This is a genomic window from Microbacterium sp. K2, assembly GCF_051365005.1.
GTDB classification, from domain to species: domain Bacteria; phylum Actinomycetota; class Actinomycetes; order Actinomycetales; family Microbacteriaceae; genus Microbacterium; species Microbacterium foliorum_B.
Genome location: NZ_JBLWII010000004.1, coordinates 1 through 25,806, shown reverse-complemented (window position 1 = coordinate 25,806; position 25,806 = coordinate 1). Strand labels below are relative to the sequence as shown.

At 68.8% G+C, this 25,806-nt stretch carries 27 protein-coding genes; 10 read left to right on the top strand and 17 right to left on the bottom strand.

The window, feature by feature from the left end:
* Together ACLKOY_RS13685 and ACLKOY_RS13680 are read right to left on the bottom strand one after the other, a co-directional pair.
* Complete coding sequence (locus ACLKOY_RS13685; RefSeq protein ID WP_140038133.1) at positions 1–1,164, bottom strand: Gfo/Idh/MocA family protein; 1,164 nt, start codon at positions 1,162–1,164, stop codon at positions 1–3.
* A gap of 716 nt (positions 1,165–1,880) precedes the next feature.
* Positions 1,881–2,831, bottom strand: a complete 951-nt coding sequence (locus tag ACLKOY_RS13680) for a LacI family DNA-binding transcriptional regulator (protein WP_436454220.1) — start codon at positions 2,829–2,831, stop codon at positions 1,881–1,883.
* A gap of 143 nt (positions 2,832–2,974) precedes the next feature.
* Here ACLKOY_RS13680 and galT point away from each other — a divergent pair, with 143 nt between their 5' ends.
* The 3 genes from galT to galE all read left to right on the top strand — a co-directional run bounded on the left by galT (position 2,975) and on the right by galE (position 6,436).
* Positions 2,975–4,192 (top strand): galactose-1-phosphate uridylyltransferase, encoded by a 1,218-nt coding sequence (galT, locus tag ACLKOY_RS13675; RefSeq protein WP_436454156.1) that lies wholly within the window; start codon positions 2,975–2,977, stop codon positions 4,190–4,192.
* Positions 4,189–5,394, top strand: a complete 1,206-nt coding sequence (gene galK, locus ACLKOY_RS13670; RefSeq protein WP_436454155.1) for a galactokinase — start codon at positions 4,189–4,191, stop codon at positions 5,392–5,394. Before galT ends, galK begins: the two co-directional genes overlap by 4 nt.
* Positions 5,395–5,458: 64 nt before the next feature.
* Complete coding sequence (gene galE / locus ACLKOY_RS13665) at positions 5,459–6,436, top strand: UDP-glucose 4-epimerase GalE (RefSeq protein ID WP_436454154.1); 978 nt, start codon at positions 5,459–5,461, stop codon at positions 6,434–6,436.
* A 23-nt stretch (positions 6,437–6,459) separates the two neighbouring features.
* Here galE and ACLKOY_RS13660 read toward each other — a convergent pair whose 3' ends face one another.
* The 4 genes from ACLKOY_RS13660 to ACLKOY_RS13645 form a co-directional block, all read right to left on the bottom strand.
* Positions 6,460–7,785: an MFS transporter gene (locus ACLKOY_RS13660; protein WP_436454153.1), complete on the bottom strand. Its 1,326-nt coding sequence runs from the start codon at positions 7,783–7,785 to the stop codon at positions 6,460–6,462.
* Positions 7,782–8,690, bottom strand: coding sequence for a polysaccharide deacetylase family protein (locus ACLKOY_RS13655; RefSeq protein ID WP_436454152.1), 909 nt, complete (start codon positions 8,688–8,690; stop codon positions 7,782–7,784). Before ACLKOY_RS13655 ends, ACLKOY_RS13660 begins: the two co-directional genes overlap by 4 nt.
* Positions 8,687–9,826, bottom strand: coding sequence for an ROK family protein (locus tag ACLKOY_RS13650; RefSeq protein ID WP_436454151.1), 1,140 nt, complete (start codon positions 9,824–9,826; stop codon positions 8,687–8,689). Before ACLKOY_RS13650 ends, ACLKOY_RS13655 begins: the two co-directional genes overlap by 4 nt.
* 77 nt (positions 9,827–9,903) lie before the next feature.
* Entirely contained in the window at positions 9,904–11,337 is a 1,434-nt protein-coding gene (locus ACLKOY_RS13645) for a gamma-aminobutyraldehyde dehydrogenase (protein ID WP_436454150.1), read from the bottom strand.
* Positions 11,338–11,437: 100 nt separating this feature from the next.
* Between ACLKOY_RS13645 and ACLKOY_RS13640 the strand changes: the two genes are divergently transcribed.
* The 4 genes from ACLKOY_RS13640 to ACLKOY_RS13625 all read left to right on the top strand — a co-directional run bounded on the left by ACLKOY_RS13640 (position 11,438) and on the right by ACLKOY_RS13625 (position 14,515).
* A complete protein-coding gene (locus tag ACLKOY_RS13640; RefSeq protein ID WP_363574049.1) occupies positions 11,438–11,905 on the top strand; it encodes an Lrp/AsnC family transcriptional regulator in 468 nt (155 codons plus the stop codon).
* Between the two features lie 29 nt (positions 11,906–11,934).
* On the top strand, positions 11,935–13,341 hold the full coding sequence (locus tag ACLKOY_RS13635) for an NAD(P)/FAD-dependent oxidoreductase (protein WP_436454149.1): 1,407 nt from the start codon (positions 11,935–11,937) through the stop codon (positions 13,339–13,341).
* Entirely contained in the window at positions 13,338–13,685 is a 348-nt protein-coding gene (locus tag ACLKOY_RS13630; protein WP_436454148.1) for a cupin domain-containing protein, read from the top strand. The genes ACLKOY_RS13635 and ACLKOY_RS13630 overlap by 4 nt, the downstream gene beginning before the upstream one ends.
* A gap of 446 nt (positions 13,686–14,131) precedes the next feature.
* The gene (locus tag ACLKOY_RS13625; RefSeq protein ID WP_436454147.1) at positions 14,132–14,515 is read left to right on the top strand and encodes a hypothetical protein; all 384 of its coding nucleotides are present in this window, start codon (positions 14,132–14,134) and stop codon (positions 14,513–14,515) included.
* Between the two features lie 177 nt (positions 14,516–14,692).
* Here ACLKOY_RS13625 and ACLKOY_RS13620 read toward each other — a convergent pair whose 3' ends face one another.
* From ACLKOY_RS13620 to ACLKOY_RS13605, 4 genes are all read right to left on the bottom strand, one after another.
* The gene (locus ACLKOY_RS13620; protein WP_436454146.1) at positions 14,693–15,232 is read right to left on the bottom strand and encodes a hypothetical protein; all 540 of its coding nucleotides are present in this window, start codon (positions 15,230–15,232) and stop codon (positions 14,693–14,695) included.
* Between the two features lie 148 nt (positions 15,233–15,380).
* Positions 15,381–16,325, bottom strand: coding sequence for a DMT family transporter (locus tag ACLKOY_RS13615; protein WP_436454145.1), 945 nt, complete (start codon positions 16,323–16,325; stop codon positions 15,381–15,383).
* Positions 16,322–16,897: a TetR/AcrR family transcriptional regulator gene (locus ACLKOY_RS13610; RefSeq protein ID WP_436454144.1), complete on the bottom strand. Its 576-nt coding sequence runs from the start codon at positions 16,895–16,897 to the stop codon at positions 16,322–16,324. Before ACLKOY_RS13610 ends, ACLKOY_RS13615 begins: the two co-directional genes overlap by 4 nt.
* 47 nt (positions 16,898–16,944) lie before the next feature.
* Complete coding sequence (locus ACLKOY_RS13605) at positions 16,945–18,411, bottom strand: carboxylesterase/lipase family protein (RefSeq protein WP_436454143.1); 1,467 nt, start codon at positions 18,409–18,411, stop codon at positions 16,945–16,947.
* A 126-nt stretch (positions 18,412–18,537) separates the two neighbouring features.
* Here ACLKOY_RS13605 and ACLKOY_RS13600 point away from each other — a divergent pair, with 126 nt between their 5' ends.
* Positions 18,538–19,083 (top strand): hypothetical protein, encoded by a 546-nt coding sequence (locus ACLKOY_RS13600; protein ID WP_436454142.1) that lies wholly within the window; start codon positions 18,538–18,540, stop codon positions 19,081–19,083.
* Positions 19,084–19,117: 34 nt separating this feature from the next.
* Here ACLKOY_RS13600 and ACLKOY_RS13595 read toward each other — a convergent pair whose 3' ends face one another.
* The 7 genes from ACLKOY_RS13595 to ACLKOY_RS13565 form a co-directional block, all read right to left on the bottom strand.
* Positions 19,118–19,462 (bottom strand): type II toxin-antitoxin system PemK/MazF family toxin, encoded by a 345-nt coding sequence (locus tag ACLKOY_RS13595; RefSeq protein WP_436454141.1) that lies wholly within the window; start codon positions 19,460–19,462, stop codon positions 19,118–19,120.
* Entirely contained in the window at positions 19,459–19,704 is a 246-nt protein-coding gene (locus ACLKOY_RS13590; RefSeq protein WP_042537868.1) for a hypothetical protein, read from the bottom strand. The genes ACLKOY_RS13595 and ACLKOY_RS13590 overlap by 4 nt, the downstream gene beginning before the upstream one ends.
* A 76-nt stretch (positions 19,705–19,780) precedes the next feature.
* On the bottom strand, positions 19,781–20,770 hold the full coding sequence (locus ACLKOY_RS13585) for a DNA-methyltransferase (RefSeq protein WP_436454140.1): 990 nt from the start codon (positions 20,768–20,770) through the stop codon (positions 19,781–19,783).
* Positions 20,767–21,816, bottom strand: coding sequence for a lipoyl protein ligase domain-containing protein (locus tag ACLKOY_RS13580; protein WP_436454139.1), 1,050 nt, complete (start codon positions 21,814–21,816; stop codon positions 20,767–20,769). Before ACLKOY_RS13580 ends, ACLKOY_RS13585 begins: the two co-directional genes overlap by 4 nt.
* Positions 21,817–21,865: 49 nt before the next feature.
* Positions 21,866–22,603, bottom strand: a complete 738-nt coding sequence (locus tag ACLKOY_RS13575; protein ID WP_436454138.1) for a DUF1684 domain-containing protein — start codon at positions 22,601–22,603, stop codon at positions 21,866–21,868.
* 131 nt (positions 22,604–22,734) lie between these two features.
* Positions 22,735–23,589, bottom strand: coding sequence for an alpha/beta fold hydrolase (locus ACLKOY_RS13570; protein WP_436454137.1), 855 nt, complete (start codon positions 23,587–23,589; stop codon positions 22,735–22,737).
* A 55-nt stretch (positions 23,590–23,644) separates the two neighbouring features.
* Complete coding sequence (locus tag ACLKOY_RS13565; RefSeq protein WP_436454136.1) at positions 23,645–24,382, bottom strand: copper homeostasis protein CutC; 738 nt, start codon at positions 24,380–24,382, stop codon at positions 23,645–23,647.
* Between the two features lie 81 nt (positions 24,383–24,463).
* Here ACLKOY_RS13565 and ACLKOY_RS13560 point away from each other — a divergent pair, with 81 nt between their 5' ends.
* Together ACLKOY_RS13560 and ACLKOY_RS13555 are read left to right on the top strand one after the other, a co-directional pair.
* The gene (locus tag ACLKOY_RS13560; protein WP_436454135.1) at positions 24,464–24,904 is read left to right on the top strand and encodes a MarR family winged helix-turn-helix transcriptional regulator; all 441 of its coding nucleotides are present in this window, start codon (positions 24,464–24,466) and stop codon (positions 24,902–24,904) included.
* 5 nt (positions 24,905–24,909) lie between these two features.
* The coding region (locus tag ACLKOY_RS13555; RefSeq protein ID WP_436454219.1) for an MFS transporter at positions 24,910–25,806 on the top strand (897 nt) is incomplete at its 3' end.

Below are 25,806 nucleotides of genomic sequence, written 5' to 3'. Positions count from 1 at the left end.
TCAACCCAGCGTCAGCGGTTCGAGCGCGACCTTGCGGCCCTCGGCGCTCGAGGTCAGTCCGGCCTCGGCGAACTGCACGCCGCGGGCACCGGAGAGCAGGTCGAAGGGGTACTTCGTGCCCTCGACGAACGAGACCAGGTACTCCTCCCACTGCTGACGGAAGCCGTTGATGAAGACGTCGTTGGTGGGCACGTTCTGCCAGTCGGCGTCGTAGTCGTGGCTGTCTTCGAGGTCGGGATTCCACACGGGCTTCGGCGTCGCGTTGCGCGGCTGGATCTTGGCGCCGAAGAGTCCGACGACGGCGGATCCGTGGGTGCCGTCGACCTGGAACTCGACGAGCTCGTCGCGGTTGACGCGCACGGTCCAGCTCGAGTTGATCTCGGCGATGATGCCGCCCTCGATCTCGAAGATGCCGTAGGCCGCGTCTTCGGCGGTGGCGGTGTAGTGCTCGCCGTTCTCGTCCCAGCGGTCGGCGATGTGCACGGCGGCCTGCGCGTAGACGCTCTTGACCTCGCCGAACAGGTTCTCGAGCACGTAGTTCCAGTGCGGGAACATGTCGACGATGATGCCGCCGCCGTCTTCGGTGCGGTAGTTCCAGCTCGGGCGCTGCGCGGGCTGCCAGTCGCCCTCGAAGACCCAGTAGCCGAACTCGCCGCGCACCGACAGGATGCGGCCGAAGAAGCCCGAGTCGATGAGGCGCTTGAGCTTCTGCAGGCCGGGGAGGTAGAGCTTGTCGTGCACGACGCCGGTCTTGACGCCTGCCTCGTCGGCGAGGCGAGCGAGTTCGAGGGCCTCGTCGAGCGACTCGGCGGTGGGCTTCTCGGTGTAGATGGCCTTGCCGGCCGCGATCGCCTTGCGCAGGGCCGAGGCGCGGGCCTTGGTCACGAGGAAGTCCGCGTAGATCTCCCACTTCGGGTCGGCCAGCGCTGCGTCGAGATCGGTCGTGTAGTCCTCGATGCCGTGCTTGGCGGCGAGCTCGGCGAGCTTGGCCTCGTTGCGGCCGACGAGCAGTGGCTTCACCGTGATGCGGGATCCGTCGGGCAGCTCGATGCCGCCCTGTTCACGGATCGCGAGGATCGACCGCACGAGGTGCTGCCGGTAGCCCATGCGCCCGGAGACGCCGTTCATGATGATCCCGATCTCGCGGGTTGTCGTCTGCGACATTGCTGGTCCGTTCTGTGGGAAGCCGTGGCGCCCGCCATCATCCGGTAAGCGCTTTCCGACAGCATGCCATGCTCGACACCCATGTGCAAGCAGTGGGGGAAAACGCTCTCCTCGGCACTTCTCGGCGAGCGTCGACGACTTTCGGCGAGTTCTGCGGCGTGCGGGGCCACTTCCGCATCCGAACCGGCCGTTTCCGGTGCGATTTCGACCCCGCACCACGGCCCCGCTCAGGCGGGGTCACTTCCGCATCCGGGTCGGCCGTTTCCGGTGCGTTTTCGACCCCGCACCACGGACCCGCTCAGGCGGGGCCACTTCCGCACCCGAACCCGACGCTTCCGGTGCGTTTTCGACCCCGCACCGCGGACCCGGCAACAGCTCAGCGCCCGCCGAGTGCTGCGGTCGATCTCGGACGATGCGCACCCTCGACCGACAGCCGAGTCCGCGCGAGATCTCGAGGATGTCGGCCAGATGCCCGACGATCGCGAGCCGCCTCGCGGTGCGGGGTCAAAAGTGCATCCTCCACGTCAGGCGGGGTCAAAAGTGCATCCGAAATGGGCGTTTGCGATGCCTTTTTGACCCCGCAGCGCGAGCCGGCACCGTTCTCGACCCCGCAGCGCGAGCCGGCACAGTTCTCGACCCCGCAACGCGAGCCGGCCCCGTTCTCGACCCCGCAGCGCGAGCCGGACCCCGCACCGCGAGGCCCGGTGCGGGCCGACTCAGCGGGTGCTGGCGCGGTCGACCAGAAGGGTCGGCACGACAGCGGATGCCGCGGCACCAGGTGCACCCTCGATCTCGGCGACGAGCAGGCTGACAGCCCGGTGGGCGAGGGCGGTGAAATCCTGGCGGATCGTCGTGAGCGGCGGGCGGTAGTTCGCAGCATCCGGCACATCGTCGAATCCGACGACACTGACGTCCTCAGGCACCCGTCGCCCTGCCTCGGCGAGCGCACGCAGCAGCCCCAGCGCCATCTGGTCGTTGGCGCAGAAGACGGCGGATGCTGTGCGCAGAGCGTCTCCGGCGACGAAACCGGCCTCGGCGCTCCAGTCGCCGCGCACGACCGCCGGGGGCTCGATGCCCGCAGCGACGAGGGCGTCACGCCATCCACGCTCGCGTTCGGCAGCTGCAAAAGAATCAGCCGGACCGGCGAGATGGTGCACGGTCGTGTGCCCGAGGCCCAGCAGGTGCGCGGTCGCCGCCGCCGCACCGCCCGCATGATCGCTGTGCACGACGGCGAGATCGGCGGCCCCCGGAGCATCGACCACGACGAGCCGCAGACCGGCCGGTCGCTCGGCCGCAGGCACCAGGGCAGACGCCTCGTTCAGCACGATCGCGCCGTCGACCTCCTGCTCGGCGAGCCGCTCGAACGCGTCGGCGACGCTGTCGCCCGCTGTCACGAGGGTGAGGGCGTAGCCGCGCTCAGCCGCTGCCTCGGCGGTGGCCTGCAGCATCCGCGAGTTGCCGACGGTCGCGAGAGTCGTGACGACGAGTCCGATGGTCTGCGAGCGTCCAGTGCGCAGCGCCCTGGCGGCGCGGTGCGGGCGGTAGCCGAGTTCGGCCATGGCCTTCTCGACACGCTCACGGGTGACGGGGTCGACGCGCGGGCTGTCGTTGACGACCCGCGAGACGGTCTGCCCGGAGACCCCGGCACGTGCGGCGACCATCGCCATCGACACTCGACCCGAGGCGGGGCGGCGGCGTCGCGGCCTGTCGAGGCCGCGCAGGAGATCGTCATCCATCACGGGCACCTCCGCTTGCCGTCCACAACTCCGGAATGTTGACGTTACCACGGCGGTGTGCGTACCATGTTTACGTGAACACGCACGAACATGCTGAGTTGCGAACCGAGACCCTCTCCGCCGGAATCACCAGACGAGCCACCACGCTCGCCGACGGCCGTGAGCTGATCTACTTCGACGACCCCGACACGACGCTCGGTGCCGAGCGCGCGGTCGACGCCCGCACCCTCGATGCCCGCGGCGAGACCGCCACCATGCGCCTCGACGTGCTGACCGGCGATTGGATCACGGTCGCGGCGAACCGGCAGAACCGCGTGATGATGCCGAGCGCCGACGCCGACCCGCTGGCTCCGCAGTCGCCGACCAACCCGTCTGAGGTGCCGTCGCTCTACGACGTCGCCGTGTTCGAGAACCGCTCGCCCGCGTTCGGTCCTGCCCTCGCCGAGGCCACCGGCACCGCCCCCGAGGCGAGCAACCCCCCGCGCGGACTCGACGATCTCGCCGCTCTCGGCCTCGGTCGCACCCGCACCTCGGTCGGACGCTGCGAGGTCGTGTGCTTCAGCCCCGAGCACACCGGCTCGTTCGGCACCCAGTCGGTCACCCGCGCCCGCACCGTGATCGAGGCCTGGGCCGACCGCACCGCAGCACTCTCGAAGCTGCCCGGCATCGAGCAGATCTTCCCGTTCGAGAACCGCGGCGAGGCCATCGGGGTGACGCTCCCCCACCCCCACGGCCAGATCTACGCCTACCCCTACGTGACGCCGCGCACCACGCGTCTGCTCGACTCGATCGACCGCACCGCTCCCGACCTGTTCCAGCACATCCTCGAGTCCGAGCAGGCGTCCGAGCGCGTCGTGTTCCGCGGCGAGCACTGGACGGCATTCGTGCCCTTCGCCGCCCGTTGGCCCCTCGAGGTGCACCTGATGCCCCACCGGCACGTGCCCGACTTCGCCGAGACGACGGATGCCGAGCGCGACGAGCTCGCTCCCCTCTACCTGCGTCTGCTCCGCGGCGTCGACGCCCTGTACGACACCCCGACCCCCTACATCGCCGCCTGGCATCAGGCTCCGGTCAACGTCGGCCGTGAGAGCGTGCGGCTGCACCTGCAGCTCACGAGCCCCCGCCGAGCAGCCGACAAGCTCAAGTTCCTCGCCGGCTCCGAGGCCGCGATGTGGGCGTGGGCCGCAGAGGTCACCCCCGAGCAGGGTGCAGCCCGCATCCGCGAGGCCATCGCCAAGGCAGACGCCGCCCAGACAGACACCGCAGACACTGCAGACGAGGTATCCGCATGACCGACACCACCCTCGAGGCCGCGACCGCCCTCTTCCTCGACCTCACCGGCCGCGCACCTGACGGCGTCTGGTCGGCGCCGGGGCGAGTGAACCTGATCGGCGAGCACACCGACTACAACGACGGCTTCGTGCTGCCGTTCGCGATCCCGCACCGCACATACGCGGCCGTCGGGGTCCGTGCCGACGGCCTCGGTCGAGTGCGCGTCGCATCGACCTTCGCCGCCGAGCCGGTCGAGGTGTCCCTCAACGAGCTCGACGAACTGTTCCCCACCGCGTCCGGCACTGCCCCGGGTGTGCCCGAATGGGCCGCGTACCCGCTCGGCGTCGCCTGGGCGCTGCGTCAGGCCGACGGCGTGGCTTCGTCGGCCGCCACCGGCACGGGCCTCGACATCGCCATCACCTCCGACGTCCCGGTGGGCGCGGGGCTCTCCTCGTCCGCCGCGATCGAGAGCGCCACGGCATCCGCCCTGAACGACCTCTGGGCTGCCGGACTCGACCGCATCGCGCTCGCCCGCGTCGGTCGCCGGGCCGAGAACGAGGCCGTCGGCGCACCGACCGGCATCATGGATCAGATGGCCTCGATGCTCGGCGAGCCCGACGCGGCGATCTTCCTCGACTGCCGCTCGCTCGACGCCAACCTCGTGCAGGTCGGCATCGCCGAGGCCGGCCTCGCGATCCTCGTGATGGACACGCGCGTCAAGCACGCCCACTCCACCGGTGGCTACGGCGAGCGACGCGCCGCCTGTGAGCGCGGCGCCGCGATCATGGGCGTGCCGAGCCTGCGCGATGTCTCGGTCGACGACCTGCCGCGCGCCGAAGAGCTCATGGACGACGTGACCTTCCGTCGGGTGCGTCACGTGGTCACCGAGAACCAGCGCGTGCTCGACACCGTGAAGGTGCTGCGCGACGAGGGTCCTCGCTCCATCGGCGATCTGCTCGTGGCCTCGCACGCGTCGATGCGCGACGACTTCGAGATCTCGGTCCCCGAGCTCGACACGGCGGTCGAGGCCGCCCTCGCCGCCGGTGCGCTCGGCGCTCGCATGACCGGCGGCGGGTTCGGCGGAGCAGCGATCGCGCTCATCGAGCAGGATGCCGTGCAGCAGGTGTCGGATGCCGTGAACGCGGCGTTCGCCGCATCCGGGTTCGCGGCCCCCGTGATCTTCACCGTCGTTCCGTCGGCCGGAGCGCGCCGCGACGCCTGACCGGCGTCAGGGTCCACTGATTGCGACCTGAGATACTGAACACTTCACCACCCTGAGGAGCACAATGTCCTGGATCGTGACCGGCGGCGCCGGCTACATCGGCTCGCACGTCGTTCGCGCACTGGCGGATGCAGGGCTCACGCCCGTCATCCTCGACGATCTCTCGAGCGGCGTCGCTTCGTTCGTGCCCGAGGGTGTGGCCTTCGTGCAGGGCAGCATCCTCGACCGCGAGCTCGTCGAGAAGACGCTGCGGGATCACCGCGCCGAAGGCGTCATCCACGTCGCCGGATACAAGTACGCCGGGGTCTCGGTGCAGCGTCCGCTGCACACCTACGCGCAGAACGTCGAGGGCACCCGTGTGATCCTCGAGGCGATGGAGGCCGCGGGCGTCACGAACATCGTGTTCTCGTCGTCGGCCGCCGTGTTCGGCACCCCCGACGTGGCGCTCGTCGTCGAAGACACCGCCAAGAAGCCGGCGAGCCCCTACGGCGAGTCGAAGCTGATCGGCGAATGGCTGCTGCGTGATCAGGCGATCGCGACCGCCGACTCCGACAAGCCGCTGCGCCACACGTCGCTGCGCTACTTCAACGTCGTCGGCTCGGCAGACCCGACGGTCTACGACGTGAGCCCGCACAACCTCTTCCCGATCGTGTTCGAGAAGCTCATCGCCGGAGAGACCCCGCGCATCAACGGCGACGACTACGACACCGAAGACGGCACCAACGTGCGCGACTACGTGCACGTCGGCGACATCGCCGCAGCCCACGTCGCCGCCGCACAGCGCCTCGCCGGCGGCGAGCCGATCGAAGCGGCCTACAACCTCGGTTCGGGCGACGGCCTCAGCGTGAAGCAGATCATGGATGCCGTCGCACGCGTCACGGGCATCGACTTCACCCCCGAGGTCGGCCCCCGCCGCCCCGGCGACCCCGACCGCATCGTCGCCACCGGCGAGCTCGCCGCCCGCGACCTTGACTGGAAGATGCGGTACACGGTCGATGAGATGGTGCGGACGGGCTGGGAGGCGCGTCGGGCCGCGTCCTGACGTCAGAGGTCTCGGGTGCGGCCTCAGAGGTCTCGGGAGCGGATCGGGTAGAGCCAGAAGCACAGCCAGGCGAGCGCGGCGAAGCCCAGCGGAACCACCGCCACCATCACGCGGATGCCGCCGTCGACCGCGTCCGGCTGCGCATCGCCGAGGGACGCATCGAAGCCGGATGCCGTGAGCACGGCCGCCGCGACGACGGCCTGCAGCACGACCGAACCTCGCACCACGAAGCCGTTCACGCCGAAGTAGGCGCCCTCTCGGCGATGTCCGGTGCGCGCGGCATCCTCGTCGATGATCTGCGCGAGAACCACCTCGAGCAGCTGCAGCAGGCCTCCGACACCGACGCCCACCGCGACACCGACGAGCGCAGCGGCGAGCACGGTCGACGGAAGCAGGTACCCGAGCATGGCGATGCCGAAGACCGCCACGCTCCACAGCAGCGCCGCCCGAGGTGAGGTGCGTCGCACGATCGCACTCCACAGCACGATCGACGGAATGGCGGTCACGAAGATCGCGCCCAGCAGCAGGCTGCCCTCACCCTCAGCGGCGCCCAGCGAGTAGCGCACGTAGAACGGCAGAGCGGCGAGCACGACGGCGATGGATGTCTGGATGAACAGCGAGCCGAGCACGTAAGGCACGAACGCGCGGTTCGCGAACGTGTACTTCAGCTGGTCGCCCCACCGCATCGCCTCGGATGCCGCCTCCGGCACCCGACGCTCGATCATGCCGCCGAAGAACGACCACACCAGCAGCACGAGGCAGACGGCTGAGAGCACGGTCGCCATGCCCGGCCAGCCGATCGACCCGTAGAGTGCGGGTGCTCCCGCGGTGCCGAGCACGATGCCGAGGATCGCGAAGATCTGACGGGGCACGTTGCCGCGCGCCCGCTCGTCGGTCGTGCGGAAGATCTCGGGGAACAGCGCCGAGATGTTCAGCACGACCACCACGAACGCGATGTCGTACACCGCGACCACGATCAGGAACCACGTGATCAATCCGGCGGTCGGCAGCTCCGGCGGCATCCACACCAGCGCGAATGCGACCACGAGCGGCACGATGCCGAGACCGATCCAGGGGATGCGGCGGCCCCACGGCGTGCGGATGCGGTCGGACAGCGCGCCCACGACCGGGTTGAGCACCGCGTTCAGGATGCCGTGCGCGATCATCGCCGCGGCCACCCAGGTCGGCTCGACGCCGAGATGCGTGACGTAGAAGTAGACGACGAAGGCCGAGAACGTCTGCGCCATGAGCTGCGTCGGGAAGCCGGAGGCTCCGAACGCGATCGCCTGCGCCCTGGTGGGAGCGTCGTCGAGGCGACGGTCGCGCAGCCGCGTCGTCATCGAGGTCATGCGCGCCGACTCCGCTGCAGATCGCGCAGGTCGCGCCATCCGACTCGCACGAGCCCTTCGTCTTCGATCGCCTGCAGCACCGCGGGATCGGAGAGCAGGCGAAGCTCGTGTCCGCGCTTGGCCGCGGCGAAGTCGACAGCGGCGCGCAGCTCATCGTCGTCGACCATGGGGTGCAGATAGATCTCGGTCACCCCGGCCGGAACCGCACGGAGCAGCGCGATGAAACCGTCGCGGATCTGCTCGTACGACTCCCCTGGGACCTCTTCGAACGGGTGGCTCCACAGCCGGTCGATGATCTCGACGCCGAGGGAGTCGGCTGCAGCCGATGCCTCTGCGAGCTTCGTCTGCAGTGCGGCGTCGTCGCCCGTGCCCTCCATGCTCCGAGGCAGCCGGAACGGCAGTCCGCTGCGGGCGGCGAGCTCGAACACCGGGCCGAGGAAGTCCCGCCCGGTGAGCAGACCGTAGACCGATCCCATGTGGTTGTCGAGGTGCGTCACGTCGACACCGGCATCCAGCGCCGTCTGCAGCTGCGCGGCGATCTCGACGGTGACGTCGTCGACCGACGCGAGTTCCTCGATCGCGAGGACGTCAGCGGGAAAGTACCCCGCTTCGTCGACGAGAGTCGTGCCGGTGCCCGTGAGCGGTCGCCAGCGGTAGTCGGTCCACTCGCTCGTGAGCACGAGGTGCACACCGACGTCGAGGTCGGTGCGCGAGGCTGCGAATGCCATCGCCTCGGGCGCCCAGGCGCACGGCACCATCAGGGTCGTCGAGTCGATGCGGCCCGCATCCAGCAGCTGGGTGATCGCGGTGTTGGCCGCGTGGCACATGCCGAAATCGTCGGCATTGATGATCACGGCCCTGGCGCCAGGTGCGAGACCGAGTCGATCTGCGAGGTCTGAGGTCACCGTCGGCTCCTGTCCGAGGCGGGGAGCACCAGTGAGAACACCGACGCCCGGAGGGCGGATGCCGCCTCGCCGACCGCGCCGATCAGCGGCGCCTCCGGACCGAACGACGAGACCACCAGCGTGAGGGGCAGCTGAGGGGCGAGTTCTTCCGCGAACTCAGCTGCCGCGCGGGCGAGCGCAGGGTGCGCGGCTGTGCCGCCGAGCAGAAACGCCTCAGGGTCGATCACGAGAGCGATGCTGCCGGCGATCAGGGTGAGCCTGCGCCCCATCTCGGCGGCCATGGCGAGTGCGGCCTCGTCACCGGCCCATGCGGCGTCGAGGTGCTGGTCGATCGTCTCGTCGGGGTCGCGTCCGTGGGCGAGCGCGAGGTCGCGCACGACGGCGTCGCCGAGCACGGGAGCACCGATCGGCAGAGGGCTCTGCGGCAGATACATGACCTCGCCGGCGACACCCGAGAACCCACGGTGCAGGGATCCGTCGATGACGATGCCGGCTCCGAGACCATCGTCGAGCACCAGCAGCGCGAAGCTGCTGAGCTCTGCGCCGGTGCCATCGGAGAGCTCAGCGAGCGCTGCGAGGTTGACGTCGTTCTCGACCCGCACCGGGCAGCCGAGCCGTGCGGCCAGCCCGTTCTTGAACGCACCGCCGTCTGGACCCTGATCGTCGCGGATGCCTCCGTCGGCGGTGACGATGCCGGGGATGCCGACGACGGCGAGCAGCAGCGGCCCGTTGACCGTGCGGAGACACGCGTCGACCAGACCCGCGATGTGCTGCACCCGGTCACCGCGCGGGGGGAATACGGCGTGAGTCTCGGCTCGCACTGTCCCGGTCGGGTCGACCAGCGCGACATGGGCCGCGTGGGCGTCGACGTGCACGGCCGCAGCGAACCCGAGCTGCGGATGCAGTGCGACGCGCCCCGCAGCCGGTCCGCGCGTGTCACGATCGACCCCGGCTGCGGCCACGGTCGACGAGGCCTCCAGCATCCGCAGCACCTGCGTGACCGCAGTGCGCGACAGACCCGTCTCGGCGACGAGTTCAGCGCGGGTGAGCGGGCCGCGGCGCGCGAGAGTCTCGAGGATCGCGCGGCCGTTGAGCGTTCGAAGCAGGGTCTGGGGCCCCGCAAGTGGTCGTGCCAAGATGATCCCCCCGGATTCGACGTGCGGCCAGCTTGACACATCGCGTCATACGTGTCGAGTAATCCGAGCCCCGGCCTTCAGTCGAGCGCGGACATCACGTGCTTGATGCGCGTGTAGTCGTCGAAGCCGTACTGCGAGAGGTCCTTGCCGTAGCCGGAGTGCTTGAAGCCACCGTGCGGCATGTCGGAGACGAACGGGATGTGCGTGTTGATCCACACGCAGCCGAAGTCGAGATCGCGCGAGAAGCGCATCGCACGGGTGTGGTCGGTCGTCCACACCGATGACGCCAGCGCGTAGGGCACGTCGTTCGCCATCTCGAGCGCCTGCTCCTCGGTGTCGAACGACTGCACGGTCAGCACCGGGCCGAAGATCTCGCCCTGCACGGCCTCGTCGTCCTGGTGCAGCCCCGACACGATGGTCGCCTCGAAGAAGTAGCCCTTCTCGCCCTGACGCGCGCCGCCGGTCTCGATCGTCGCGTGCGCGGGCAGGCGATCGACGAAGCCCTGCACCTGGGCGAGCTGAGCCGCGCTGCTGAGCGGGCCGTAGAGCACGCCCTCCTCGTGCGGGCCGCCGGTGCGAGCATCCGTCTTCGCCTTCTCGACCAGTGCAGCGACGAACTCGTCGTGCAGTGACGAGTGCACGAGCACGCGAGTCGCGGCGGTGCAGTCCTGCCCGGCGTTGAAGAACGCTCCGGCGACGATGCCGGATGCCGCCTTGTCGACGTTCGCGTCGGGGAAGACGATCGCTGGCGCCTTGCCGCCGAGCTCGAGGTGCACCCGCTTGACGTCGTTCGCGGCCGACCGCGCGACGGCCATGCCTGCGCGCACCGATCCGGTGATCGCGACCATCTGCGGGGTCGGATGCTCGACCAGCGCCACACCCGTGTCGCGGTCGCCCAGCACGACGTTGAGCGTGCCGGCGGGCGTGTGCAGCGCGACGATCTCGGCGAGCAGCAGCGTGGTCAGCGGTGTCGACTCCGCAGGCTTGAGCACGACGGTGTTGCCCGCGGCGAGCGCGGGTGCGATCTTCCAGACCGCCATGTTGAGCGGGTAGTTCCAGGGAGTGACCTGACCGATCACGCCGATCGGCTCGCGGCGCACGAATGAGGTGTGCCCGGCGAGGTACTCCCCCGCGGCGCGGCCCTCGAGGCTGCGAGCGGCACCGGCGAAGAACCGCAGCTGGTCGATCGACTGCAGGATCTCGTCGGTGACGAGGCTGGCCCGGGGCTTGCCGGTGTCCTTCGACTCGAGGTCGGCGAACTCCTCGGCGCGCGCCTGCATCTCGTCGGCGATGCGGAACAGCGCGAGCTGGCGGTCGGCCGGGGTCGTGTCACGCCAGAGCGGGAAGGCAGCGGATGCCGCGGCGTACGCCGCGTCGACGTCTGAGGTGTCGGAGACCGGCAGCTCGCCATACGTCTCCTCCGTCACGGGGTCGATGAGCGGCATGCGCCCCTGCCCGCTCACGGCAACGTACTGCCCGCCGATGAAGTTCTGAAGGAGATCTGTGGCCATACTCGCCATGCTAGCGATCGGATTGCGAATACAGAAGAGTCGGCTGGCCTGAACGATGGAATCAGTTGCTTCGGGCACGTGATGCTGTCAATATCGACACATGAGCGCCACAGTGAAGCAGCCCGTGCTGGATGACATCTCGAAGCGGATCGTCGAGCTGCTGCAGGAAGACGGCCGTCGGCCCTACGCCGAGATCGGCCGAGAGGTGGGGCTCAGCGAGGCGGCAGCACGACAGCGCGTGCAGCGGATGACCGAGGCCGGCATCATCCAGATCGTCGCAGTGACCGACCCGATGCAGCTCGGCTTCAACCGCATGTCGATGATCGGCATCCGCGTGACAGGCGACCCGCGGCTCATCGCCGAGGAGCTGACGAAGATCACCGAGCTCGCCTACGTCGTCGTGACGCTCGGCACCTTCGACATCCTCGTCGAGGCCGTGTGCGAGAGCGACACCCACCTGCTCGACCTGATCGCCACCCGCATCCGCACGATCCCCGGCATCACCCACACCGAGAGCCTGCTCTACGCCGGGCTCTACAAAGACCTCTACAACTGGGGCACGCGCTGAGGCGCGGGTCCGGAAACCAGGAGCACACCATGGGAACCACGGTCTTCGAACGTCGCCGCCCCGCGGATGCCGTGGTCGACGCCTCGCTGCGCGACACGGCTCTCAGCGTGTTCTGGCTCGATGACGTCGAGCGCATCTCGCACCCCTCGCTGACCGAGAGCATCACGGCCGACCTCGCCATCGTCGGCGGCGGGTACGCCGGGCTCTGGACCGCTGTGCGCGCCAAGGAGCGTGACCCCGAGCGCCGCGTCGTGCTGCTCGAGGCATCGCGCATCGCGTGGGCTGCCTCCGGGCGCAACGGCGGATTCTGCGAGGCGAGCCTCACTCACGGGCACGAGAACGGCGTGACCCGCTGGCCCGACGAGATCGACCGCCTCGAAGAACTGGGGCTCGAGAACCTCGACGGCATCGAAGCGACCGTGAAGCGCTATGGCATGGACGTCGACTTCGAGCGCACCGGTCAGCTGGCCGTGGCCGTCGAGCCGCACCAGGTCGAGTGGCTGCGCGAGGAGGAGGGGTTCCTCGACCGCGAGGCCGTGCAGGCCGAGGTGCACTCCGACACGTTCCTCGCCGGCGCCTGGGAGCGCGACACCAGCGCTCTCGTGCACCCGGCCAAGCTCGGACTCGAACTGGCCCGCGTCGCGGTCGAGCTCGGGGTCGAGATCTACGAGCACTCGCTCGTACGCGAAGTGGTCGGCGACGGGTCGACCGCGATCACACTCGTCACCCGCGACGGCGGGCGAGTGAGAGCGGATGCCGTGGCGCTCGCCACCAACGTCTTCCCTTCGCTGCTCAAGCGCAACCGCCTGATGACCGTTCCCGTCTACGACTACGTGCTGATGACCGAGCCGCTGACCGACGAGCGGCTCGAATCGATCGGCTGGTCGAACCGCCAGGGCCTGGCCGACAGCGCCAACCAGTTCCACTACTACCGACTCACGGCCGACAACCGCATCCTCTTCGGCGGATACGACGCGGTCTACCACTTCGGCGGCAAGGTGCGCCCCGAGTACGAGGACCGCGCCGAGAGCCACCGCAAGCTCGCCTCGCACTTCTTCACGACCTTCCCGCAGCTCGAGGGCCTGCGGTTCACCCACCGCTGGGCCGGGGCGATCGACTCGTCGAGCCGCTTCTGCGCGTTCTTCGGCACCGCGCGCAAGGGACGCGTTGCCTATGCCACCGGATTCACCGGCCTCGGCGTCGGCGCCGCGCGCTTCGCCGCCGACGTCATGCTCGACAAGCTGTCTGGCGAGCCGACTGAGCGCACCGAGCTCGCGATGGTGCGTGAGAAGCCGATCCCCTTCCCTCCCGAGCCCGTCGCGTCGATCGGCGTCAACCTCGTGCGTGCCGCGATGAACCGGGCCGACCACAATGAGGGCAAGCGCAATCTGTTCCTCAAGACTCTGGATGCCGTCGGCATGGGGTTCGACTCGTGAGCGAGCTCGCGCCCGGTGAGGGAGTGGATGCTGCGACGGTGCCGCTCGCGCACGAACCGCTGCCGGCGGACGAGGTGCTCATCGGCCGGCCGACCACCGCGACGCACACACTGGCGAGGCTCGGTGAGGTCGAGGTCGGCATCTGGGAGATGACGCCCGGCACAGCATCCGACACCGAGGCCGACGAGGTCTTCGTCGTGCTCTCGGGTCACGCCCGCATCGAGTTCGTCGAGCCGCCATTGCCCGCGATCGAGGTCGGCCCTGGGTCTGTCGTTCGCCTGGCCGAGGGTCAGCGCACCGCATGGACGGTCACCGAGACGCTTCGCAAGGTGTACATCGCCTGAGGCTCGCATCCCAGAAGAAAATCAGCCCGCGCCTTTCGGCAACGGGCTGATCATGATGTATTCACTCTGCCGCAACGGTGACGGCCGCGCCAGTATTCACCACCTCCAGGATCCTTCTGCACACGCGTCGCTCTCAGCCTGTCTCGCAAGCAATGCGTTGCTTCTGAGCGGTGCCGTCACAGCATCGGGAACTAGAGCTCTCTGATCGCGATTCCCGGCGGAACCTATCAAGTCCCGGAGGCGTGAGGTCTCTGCGGTCTCGGGTGGATCCTCACTCACACCGTCGATAGTGTCGTGTGCACAGCGTGAGGAGTGTCATCGTGTCTCAGACTTCGAGGTCGGATCCACCACTGCAAGCATCCTCTCTGCCCGGAGTCGAGATCATCGCTCGCGTTCGGCGTCTGCTCGTGGTCTGTCTCGCCGCCGCCGCGGGTTACTCCATATTCATGACGAGCAACAAGGGATACTGCCCAGGAGGCGTCACCGCTGACGGCAGTTTCACGGACGCCGCCGGGAATGTGACCGACACCGCACCACTATGCGTGAGTCTCTCACTCCACCCCAGTCCGTTGGTCTTCATCGCGATCGCCGCGATTGCTTTTGCGGCAATCACCATGGTGCTCCGCCGTGCGGCAGACATCCCCTCAGCCATCCGATACCTCGACAGGGCTGCCGCCGCGATCGCGATTCTTGCGGTCGCGTCCGTCGTGATCAGCCAGATCTGGTTCGCGATGATCCCGATCACCGACTGGGACGGAACAGGGACGTTCTTCTACCCCTTCCCCTTCGGATCAGTGGAGCTCACCACCGAACCGATGTCGGTGGGCTAGGGCTCGGATGTCAGCAACAGAGGAACAGCGTCGGGATGAGCGCTCCCTCGCGGCACCACGGCACCGGCGTGCGCTGCAGTTCGCGGCGACTGTGACGTCGGCGTCGGCTGCGGATAGCGGTCCCAGCGGCCTTCCGCTGCCTCGCGTGAGCCGCGCCGAAACGATCGTGACTATGCGCTACCCCTCGCCTGGAGCTCCGTAGGATCCACCGTCGGGAAGCGGTGGGCAGGTTGCGGTATCGGTCTGCGCGGCGACTTCGGCCCGGACCGCGGCGCCATCCTCCGTGTTCACGACGGTGTAGACGATTCCTTCTTGCGCCCCGGGGCGGGGGAGGTACCCCATGGTCGTTGGATCGTCTTCGCTGAGCGGACCGACGCGAGTCGTCACGAGGTCCGCTGGGGGGTTCTCGATCAGCCAGTTGGCCGCGTCGACCGCAGTCATGCCAGGGACTACCCAGTGCCCTTCCATCTCCTCGTAAGGTCCCCACGGCCACGCGGTGTACGAGTTGAAGCTGACGGTCGAGCTTTCTGTCCGACCTGCTCCCGGCGGGAGGTTCACCGCTTCAAGCCACGCCTGAGCCTGAGCCAGCGCTGCCGCATCGACGTCGGCCGGCGCGGCAGGTTCGGGCGACTCGACGGGAGTCGACGCCTGTTCGTTTCCGCTGCCTTCGGAGACGTCAGCGGCGGGCGCGCAACCTGCCAGAGCAGTGACGATCATGACCGCACTGGATACCGCAAGAGAACGACGCCGCATACGCAAGAGAGTAGCGCTGCGCAGTAGCTTGGCGGGCCCGGGCCTCACGGTCATCGAGTACGTGTGGGACTGAGCATGGTGCTCGTGCTGGGGATGATGATCGCAGTGCTGGCTACGCCGCCTCCCGTCTACCGCTAACCGCTGCCAGCGTGGCTTCGGAAGCGCGTGCGCTGTTGGTCGGTGCGAGGGTGAGGATGAGCAGTACCGCTGCGATGACGATGAGTCCTGTCCAGCCGAGCGCGGAGAGGCGTTCGCCGACGATGAGGACGGCGAGAACAGTGGCGATCGCAGGTTCGGTGAGTGTGACGGTGGTGGCGGTGCTGGCCGGCACCTTCGTGAGGCCGTATCCGAACAGCAGGTATCCCAGGAACATGGGCACGAGAGCCATATAGGCGGCGACGGCGACGTTGCCCGGCGAGGTCAGCAGCGGGGCACCGGTGAGGGCGAGAACCGGCATGAGGAGAAGGCCGCCGCCGCCGAAGACGGCGCCCATGGATGCGGCCCGGCCGATGCCGTCGGAGATCAGGCGGTGCGATGCCCAAGAGTATGTGGCGTAGGTGGCGCCGGCGACAAGCCCGAGGGCGATGCCGAGGAACGTGTGCGTGGTGGAGCCGGCTTGCCCGTCGATCTTGGAGACACAGAGGAGTGTGCTGCCCAGCACTCCCAGGGCGGCCGCCAGCATCCACCAACGGCTCAGAGGTCGTTTGTCGACGAATCGCTCCAGCACGCCGGAGGCGAGTGGGGCCGATGCGAGAGACACGACGGACCCCACGGCGACGCCGGCGGTGTGCATGGAGCTGTAGAAAGCGAGGGGGTAGATCGCGACCGCGATCGCCCCGACGATGACGGTGCGCTTCTGGAGCAGGAGCGCCTCCCGACTCGACCGGAGCGCGGGTACGGCGATCGCGGCTTGCAGGAGGCCTCCGATGCCCAGTGTTGCCGCCCCGATCGCGAGGGGGCCGACATCGGTCGCGAACGTCGCCGCGGTACCGGTCGTACCCCACAGGAGCGAGGTGACCGTGATGGCTGCGAGCCCTGCGAGACGCCCACTGTTCATAGGTCGGCGATCAGCCCCGCGGCGAGCTGCTTCGCCTGTTCCAGCCTGCGGGACGTACCTTCAAGCCCAGCGCGCGCCATCGCGCCTTCGAGGAGGAAGGAGCAGTGCTCAGCCAGACCCGCCGCATCGTCAGGTGTGGTCACACGGCTCAGTTGAGCGACGAGGATCTGCTCCACCTGTTCTTTGTGGCGTCGCACCGAGTCCCGCCCGGGCGAGTTCACAGGGAGTTCGGCTGCGGCGTTGAGGAGCCCGCAGCCGCGGAAACCGTGCTCGTAGCCGAGATCGGCGTGATCGATGTAGGCGTCGAAGACGGCCAAGACGGCTGCCTTCGGGTCCGGCGAATCGCCGACCCGGTGCGCGTACAGACCCAGCCACTCCTGGTGGCGTGCCTCGATGTAGGCGAGCATCAGCTCGTCCTTCGACGAGAAGTTGTTGTAGAGACTCATCCGCGCCACGCCCGCTGCGGCGGTGATCGCGTTGATTCCCGTGGCGGCGATTCCGTCGGCATAGAACAGGCGAGCGGCTGCGTGCAGCAACCGCGTCCGCGCTGTGGCGTCCTCCGACAACGTCATGGTCATCCTTCCACTGGGTAGACCAGTCTACCTAGTCGAGATGCCTCTCAGAGCAGCGCCCGCACCGACGCGTACGCATCCACGACTTCGCGGGTGGGCTGGTCGTAGACCCGCACGATCCCGGCTTCCCCCTCATGCCTCGTCCACCCTGGATCACCCGTGGTGACGAACGTGACGGCAGCGCCGTGCACCTCGACGGCGAGTTCCTGCGGCGGATTCGGGCCGGCCAGCGCCTCCATCGACGGACCATCGAGGCAGTCGAAGAAGAACGGCACATCGAGGCAGTGCTCGGCGAAGCCGAAGTGCCCGGACGGCCACGAGAACCGGTAGAGCCAGGTGGGCGCGTCACCACGATCGGCCGCGATGCGGGGAACCGAGGCGCGGAACATCCGGTCGGTGACCACGCGCCCTGCGAGACGAGCCTTGCCGAGACGCGCGACGTCGGCGTTCGCGGCGAGGTACTCCGCGCGGATGCTCCCCCGCAGCCCGAGCCTGCTCAGGAGCACGCCCTGCGGCACCCAGCGCAGGGCTTTCCCCGCGGCGCCCTCGAACGCCATCGTGAACTCGTCGTCCGCGGCGCCGATCACGAGCGGCTTGTCGGCACCGACACCGGCACGCAGCGACTCACGGGTCGACCGCGGCAGCAGATCTCCGTCGACGACCGGCCCGAGCGGCAGGCCCTCATCGATCATCGCGGTCATCGACGAGGGTCCGAGCTGCGTCGCCTTCTTCTGCAGAGCGAGCAGACGATTCTCGCTCACGGTCGACAGACCAGCCACGGTCGGAGCCACTCCTGCCGCCGTGGCGAGCGCCCGCCCGAACTTCTCGGCCCGAGATGCCGCCACATCGCCGAGAGCACCAGAGATCGCATAGACACCGTGAAACAGGTGCTGCGCCTTCTCCATCCCGAGCAGGGTGAGCACCGCTCCACCACCAGCGGACTGCCCGGCGATGGTCACGCGACCGGGGTCTCCCCCGAACGCGGCGATGTTCTGCTGCACCCACTCGAGTGCCAGCAGCCAGTCGCGCACACCGCGGTTCGACGGGGCATCCTCGATCCAGCCGAACCCGTCGAAGCCGAGCCGGTATGAGATCGACACGGTGACCACGCCGTCGCGGTTGAAGTTGCGGCCGTCGTACCAGGGGCTGGCCGGGGAGCCGGCGAAGTATCCGCCGCCATGGATCCAGACGAGCACGGGCAGAGCGGATGCCGCGGGGTCGGGCGTGAAGACGTTGACGTTCAGCGTCGAGTCGCCCTCGACGCTCGGCTCGGGGATCAGCGTCACACCGGGATCTCCGCGCTGCGCGGTCGCCGCGAACTCGAGCGCGTCGAGCACGCCGTCCCAGGGTGCCTTCGGCACGGGCGCCTGGAAGCGCAGGTCACCGATCGGCGCCTCAGCGAACGGGATGCCGAGAAAGGCCGCGGATCGCGGAGCCCCTCGCCCTCCCGTTGTCGGGCGCCACCGCCCCCGGACCCGCCCCGCGGCGGTCTGCACCTCGACGTACTCGATCATGGCTCTCACACTCTCACGACGAGACTCTCGCCCGCCGAAGGACAGCGCCCGGGATGTGGCCCCTCCGCCGCTCCCTGTCCCGAACGTTTCCGTCACCGATCACGCCCGTCGCTTAGTGTCGAGGTCATGGCCTACCCCCTCGTCTACTTCTCTGCTCTCAAGAGCGAGGCCGAGTTCCTCGCCGACTACGACCCGTCGCTTGCGACGTGGGCGGACGAGGACGGATCGACGCTGCTGATGCGAGCGCTGCGCAACGGCGATCCCGCCAGCCGGGTCGCGATCGCCACGCGGCTGCTCGACGACGGTGCTGATGCCAGCGCCGCGACCGCGAGTCATGTGAATGCGTTGCATGTAGTGCTGAGCGCAACGGCACACGATTTCAGCACCGAAGCGCCTCTGCTCGCGCGCCTGCTCGACGAAGGCGCGGATATCAACGCCGACAGCGGCAGTCGGTGGGGCACGCCACTGCAGACGCTGAGTCGCACGCTCAAGTTCTCCGACGAGACTCTCGCTCCGTTCTACGACGTCCTGTTCGCCCGCCCTGACCTCGACGTGACAACCGCGAGCAGCGTGGGACGCAGCGTCACCGAGAGCGCCCAGGCCGCCATCAGACGCCGCGCCGACCTGCTCGCGCGCTGCCACGCGCACACGAACCAGCACGGAGCGCACTGACCCCCTCGGCGAGCGTGGTGGACGAGCGCGGGCCTCAGACTCCCAAGACGAGACGGATGCCGGTCCCGATCTGCGCCATCAGATAGGGCGCGAGGTGGCCGGCAGGGTAGGTGTCGACGAACTCACGTGAGACCGGGCCGATCTGGCTGACGTTCGCCACCGAGTCACGATCGAGCCCTGACGCTGCGGCCGGCACCAGCACGTTGCCGGGAAACCCCTCGAGAGCGGTGTTCGAGGTCAGCGGCACGACGAGGACGGAACTGATGTTGGTGTCCAGCAGCCAGTCCTCTTGCACCACGACGGACGGGCGCACTTTCGCCGGTTCCGAGCCTCGCGGAATCCCGAAGTCGACCCAGACGATGTCGCCTCTGCGGATCACCAGTCGGTGCTCTCGCGCAACCGCTGCTCGTTGCCACGCACGAACAACTCATCGTCTGCATCGGTATCGGCCTGAGCCAAGATCTGGTTCGCGATACGGGTCAGGTCCGAAGAGCCTTCCAACTCATCGGCCAGCCGTCGCCCCGCGAGCTGGAAGAACTCCGACCGGTTCATGCCGTGTCGCGCAGCCACGCGTTCGAAACGAGCGAAGTCGCCGTCGGGTACTGAGATCGCCGTCTTCATGGGAGGAGTATAACTGGTCATACCGCGAGGGTAGTCAGAGCATCCGACATTCGCGGGGGCGTCGAAAGAAGCCGTCCTACTCCCCGACGCGCGAGACCACTGCGTGCGGCATCCGCTCGGTCATGACGCGCACCGCCTCGGGGTTGTCGTCGACGAGCACGGCGTCGCGCCCGAGAGCCGAGGCCACGGCCCCGGTCGTGCCGCTGCCGGCGAAGAGGTCGAGCACACGGTCGCCCGGGCGGCTGGATGCTCGCACGATGCGCCGCAGGATGCCTTCGGGCTTCTGCGTGGGGTATCCGGTCTTCTCGCGGCCGGTCGTAGGCACGATCGTGTGCCACCACACGTCGGTGGGCAGCTTGCCTCGGGCGGCCTTCTCGGGTGTGACGAGACCCGGCGCCATGTAGGGCTCACGGTCGATGTCGTCGGCGTTGAACACGTACTCACGCGGGTTCTTGACGTACACGAGGATCGTGTCGTGCTTGGTGGGCCAGCGGCGGCGGGACTTCGCGCCGTAGTCGTAGGCCCAGATGAGCTCGTTGAGGAAGCAGTCGCGGCCGAACACCGCGTCGAGCATGACCTTGGCGTAGTGCGCCTCGCGGTAGTCGAGGTGCAGATAGAGGGTGCCGTCGTCGGCGAGCAACCGCCAGGCCTCCTCGAGCCGCGGCATCAGGAAGGCGCCGTAGTCGTCGAACCGGTCGTCGTAGGTACGCAGCATGCCGCGCACCCGCTCGTACGCATGACCGTGGAATCCGTGCCGCACCTCGGCCCCCGCGGGCGCCGGTTCGGTAGTCAGCAGGATCGGGTCGGCTGCGGCATCCGACCCGCGGGATTCCGGGGCCTCGACACCGTCAGCGTCCGGATCGTGCTGAGTTGTGAACGTGCGGCGGGCAGTGACCACCTGCCGCTCCTGCGTCCGCCCCGTGTTGAACGGCGGATCGAGGTAGACGAGCGTGAAGGATGCCGACGGCAGCGTCGCCGTGACCGCGAGGTTGTCGCCCTGGATGATCGAGACGTCACCACGGACGACGGGAGCGACAGACTCCGGGTCATGCGAGGGGTCGGTCACGGAACCCGATGCAGCCACGTGTCCGTGGCGAACTTCGACTCGACCAGCGCCTCGGCATCCGCGTACTCGTCGGCACTGATCGCTCCGTCCTCCGCCGACGTGAGCGAGCGGAACGTGTCCTTGAAGCGCTCGATGATCTCGGCGCGCGCGAGTCCGGTCTGGCTGCGCAGCGGATCGACCCGCTTCGCCGCCGAGGTGGTGCCCTTGTCGCTGAGCTTCTCGCGCCCGATGCGCAGCACCTCGGTCATCATCTGGCCGTCGATGTCATACGAGAGGGTCGCATGGTGCAGCACTCCCCCGTTGGCGAGGCGCTTCTGCGCGGCTCCGCCGATCTTGCCCGACGAGCTGGCGATGTCGTTGAGCGGCTGGTAGATCGCGTCGATGCCGAGCGAGCGCAGCGCCTGCAGCACCCAGTCGTCGAGAAAGGCGTAGGAGTCGGCGAAGGTCATGCCCTGCACGAGCGACGCCGGCACGTAGAGCGAGTACGTGATGATCTGCCCCGCGGCCATGAGCATCGCCCCACCGCCCGAGATGCGGCGCACGACGTCGAAGCCGTGGCGGGCAGCTCCCTCGGGGTCGACCTCGTTGCGGTACGACTGGAACGATCCGATGACGACGGCCGACTGGTCCCACTCCCAGATGCGCAGGGTCGGGCGGCGCCGCCCCTCACCGACCCGCGAGGTGAGCACCTCGTCGAGCGCGAGGTTCATGCGCGGCGAGACCGCCTTCTCGTGCACGATCTCCCAGTCGAAGTCGTTCCACCCCGGCGCCGTGACGAGTGCGCGACGCACGGCGGTGCCGACGGCTTCGGGAGTGAATCCGAGTAGCTGTGCACCCTCGGGCAGAGCGCCGCGTACTGCTACGGCGATGGCCGTGGCATCCGTCTCGACCGGCAGTCCGGTGACAGCCTGGTTGATGTCGTCGAGTGCCGTGTCGGGTTCGAGGAAGAAGTCGCCGGCGAGCCGGAATCGGGCGATCCTGCCGTCTTCGACCTCGAGGTCGACGACGACGAGCTTTCCTCCTGGAACCTTGAATTCACCGTGCACGCTTACAGCTTAAGGCGAGGCCGTCGCACAGGCGCGGTGCGGCGCGGATTCAGCGACCGAGCACGACCGCCCGCTCACCCGCACGGATCGGCGCCGAGAAGCGGTTGCCCGGCGGCGGCTGGGGGCAGACGTACTGGTCGGAGAAGGCGCACGGAGGCAGATAGGCGCGATTGAAGTCGATGATCACAGAGCCGTCGGATGCCGGTTCTTCGACGGGCAGGAAGCGGAAGCGATAGGTCTCGGTGCCGTTGGTGCCGTCGGCGAAGACCGCGCTCAGGCCGCCCTGGGGTGTGCGCGTCGCGGCGAGCGCCACCGCGACACCGTCGAGCCTGAACCGCAGCCGTCCGGCGAGGTCCGACTCGTGCGAGCGGCCGTCGACCGAGGTCACGGTGATCGTCTCACCCGGCGTCGGCTCGAACTCCGCGTCGATGCGCCATCCCTTGCGAGGCGGATACGCGTCGATCGCGCTGAACCGCTCCCGCTCCGGCCGCCTCGGGTTGAACACCCGCAGCGCGACATCGCCGCGCCTGTCGAACACGCGCAGCTCACGGCGGCCGAGCCGCAGCGTGTCACGGCCCCTCAGCGTGACGACCGACCCGGCGGTGCCGAGATCGCTGCCGCGGATCCCCCCGTCTCCCGTGAGTGCCCAGAGTCCTGGGACTCCCTCGACGGCTGCGGGTTCGGTGATGAGCCAGTTCGTCGACTCGAGCGCGGCGGGGCCGTACTCCGCGCCGGCATAGCGCTCTCGCGACTCGTGCCATGCACGCCACTCGTCTTCGAAACCCACCCCGCACCTCCCTCTCGCCGCGAATCTATGCGGAGGAGTGACGGGCGTGCCGACATGACGTCACGCGGATTCACCCGCTGTAACGCGGGTTCACGGGGCGTAACACGCCGACGCGCGACGCGCAGGGCGGCTCAGCGCGGGGGGATGCGGGTGTCGAGCCAGGAGAGGATGTCGGCCCGCACCTCGTCCTGCTGCAGCTCGTTGAAGATCTCGTGACGCGCATCGGGGTAGACCAGCGTCGTGATGTCGGTGAGTCCCGACCGAGTGCGGTACTCGTCGGCGAGCTTGTGCACGCTGCGGGGTCCGCCGACCGGGTCGTCACGGCCGACGAGCAGCAGCAGCGGGATGTCGCGGCCGAGGTCCTTGCGGGGGCGGCCATAGAGCTTGGCCGCTTCGACGGGTCCGAACAGCTTGAGAAGCGGCTGGTCCGTGGTGAGCGGATCCTCGTCGAACGAGGTCCACACGGCGGGGTCGCGACTCAGCCATTCGAGGCCGGTGGCGTCGTCGGCCGCCCAGCGGGCGTTGAGCGGCGCGGCGTTGAGCGAGCCTGGTGTGCGCAGAGCCGACCCCGAGAGGATCACGGCGTCCCACGCCTCGGGGTGGTCGTTCACGAGCATCTGCGCGAGGAACGAGCCCCACGAGTGCCCGAGCAGCACGAGCGGCAGGTCGGGGTGCTCATCCTTGATGATGCCGGTGAGCTGCCAGACCGCGGCCTGCGCCGCGCGCAGTCCGCCCTTGCCGAGGCGGCCGAGCTTCTCGGGTCCGCCGTGCTGACGGATGCCGGTGCGACCGTGCCCTCGATGATCGTCTGCGTAGACGAAGAACCCCGCCCCGGTCAGCGCCTCGATCAGCGCGCCGTAGCGGCCGGCGTGCTCGCCCACTCCGTGCAGCAGCTGCACGACTCCTCGCGCATCACCCACCGCGGGGTGCACGTCGTAGACGATGGCGATGCCGTCGGCATCCGTGAATTCGCGCGTATCGGTCACGCCCCCACCCTACTGAGAGTGCGAGACATACGTCAGGGCGACTGGGCGAAGCGCGTCAGCTCAACAGCGCGGCGACGACGCCCTGGGCGATCTCGAGGTCGGTGACCTCGTATCCGCCGACGCCGTCCGAGGCCGACCCCATGCGCACGCCGCCGTCTTCGAGCACTGTGCGCTTCGCGGAGAAGTGCAGCGCGTCGACACCGGCCGCGACGAGGGCGGGGGCGCTGGCGGCATCCACTCCGCTGCCCGCCATGATCTCGATCTCGCCGGCGGCCTCGGCGACGAGCGCGCGCAGCGTGTCGATGCCGTCGATCGCGACCGAGGCGCCACCCGAGGTCAGCACCCGGCGGAGCCCGAGGTCCCGGGCGGCGACGAGCGTCGCGACGGGGTCTGGGGTCACGTCTATAGCTCGGTGCAGGGTGACGGATGCTCCGTCGGCGGCGTCGCGCAGTCGCCGCATGGCGGGGATGTCGAGCAGCCCCTCATCGTTGAGAGCACCGATCACGACACCGTCGGCGCCCGCTTCGATCGCACGGCGGACGTCGCTCTCGGCGATCGCGGTCTCGTCGGCAGAGTAACGGAAACCGCCGGCTCTGGGCCGGACGAGCACGTGCACCTCGACTCCGACGGCACGTGCCGCATCGATCGACAGGTCGAGCGTCGCCGGCGACGGAGTGAGGCCGCCGAGAGCGAGAGCCTGGGCGAGTTCGACGCGCGCGGCGCCGACCGCTCCGGCGATCCGCACTCCGGTGGGGTCCTGCACGGCGATCTCGAGAGCAACGGGTCGGGTCATGCGTCCATTCTGGCCTGTCGGCGGCGGCCGATCCGACGCGCGCTTCCCATCGTCCATCAAATTACTTAGACTGTCTAAGTAATGTCTGCGACCGATGAATCCCTCCAACTCACCGCGACAGACCTGCGCATGGCGACGTTCCGACTCGCACGGCGCCTCCGCTCGGCCCGTGCCGTCGACGCGATGAGCGACGCGCAGCTCGCGGTGCTCGCGACGCTGCGCATGCACGGGCGCCGCACGATCACCGCGCTCGCCGAGCGCGAGCGGGTCACGGCGCCGTCGATGACGAGCATGATCAACGGGCTAGAGGAGCAGGGTTTCGTGCTTCGCACTCCGGATGCCGAAGACCGCCGTCGCGTGCAGGTCGACATCACCGAGGCGGGCACCGAGATCGTCGCCCAGACGATCCGCCGTCGGGACGAGCTGCTCGCCGACATGCTCGGTGAACTGGACTTCACGGAGGACGAGCTGACGACGCTGCGAGAAGCGAGCGCCCTGATGCGGAAGGTGGTCGACCGATGAGCGCGATGTTCCGTTCGTTCTCGAACATCAACTACCGCATCTGGTTCGCCGGGGCCCTGGTCTCGAACATCGGCGGATGGATGCAGGCGACGGCGCAGGACTGGGTCGTGCTCACCGAGCTCACCGACAACGACGCCGCCGCCATGGGGTTCACCATGGCGCTGCAGTTCGGTCCGCCGCTCGTGCTCGTGAGCCTGACCGGATGGGTCGCCGACCGCTTCGAACGCCGCCGCATCCTGCTCGCCACCCAGAGCGCCCTGCTGCTGCTCGCGATCGCCGTCGGCGTCCTGCTGCTCAACGGCGTGATGACCCTGCCGATGATGTTCTGCTTCGCCGCCGCGTTCGGTGTCGTGAACGCCTTCGACGCCCCCGCGCGGCAGGCCTTCGTCTCCGACATGGTCTCGGCCGGCGACACATCGAACGCGGTCGCGCTCAACTCGGCATCCTTCAACCTCGCCCGCATGATCGGCCCGGCCGTCGGCGGCCTGCTGATCGTCGCGATCGGCTCGGGGTGGGTCTTCATCGCGAACGCCGTGACGTTCCTGGCGATGCTGGTCGCGCTGCTGCTGTTGCGCACGGGCCAGCTCGCGCCGCGCCCGAAGAACCCTCGGCCTGGAGGCCTCGCCGAGGGCTTCCGCTACGTGTGGGGTCGCAGCGATCTACGAGTCGTGTTCGTGACGGTGTTCCTGATCGGCGCGTTCGGCATGAACTTCCCGATCTTCGCCTCGACCATGGCGCTCGAATTCGGGGCCGGGGCCGACGGCTACGGCGTGCTGAGCTCGGTGCTCGCGATCGGGTCGCTCGCCGGGGCGCTGCTGGCGGCCCGGCGCGACCGCGCTCGCGTGCGCGTCGTGATCTTCGCGGCGGGCGGATTCGGGGTCGCGGCCTTCATATCCGCAGCC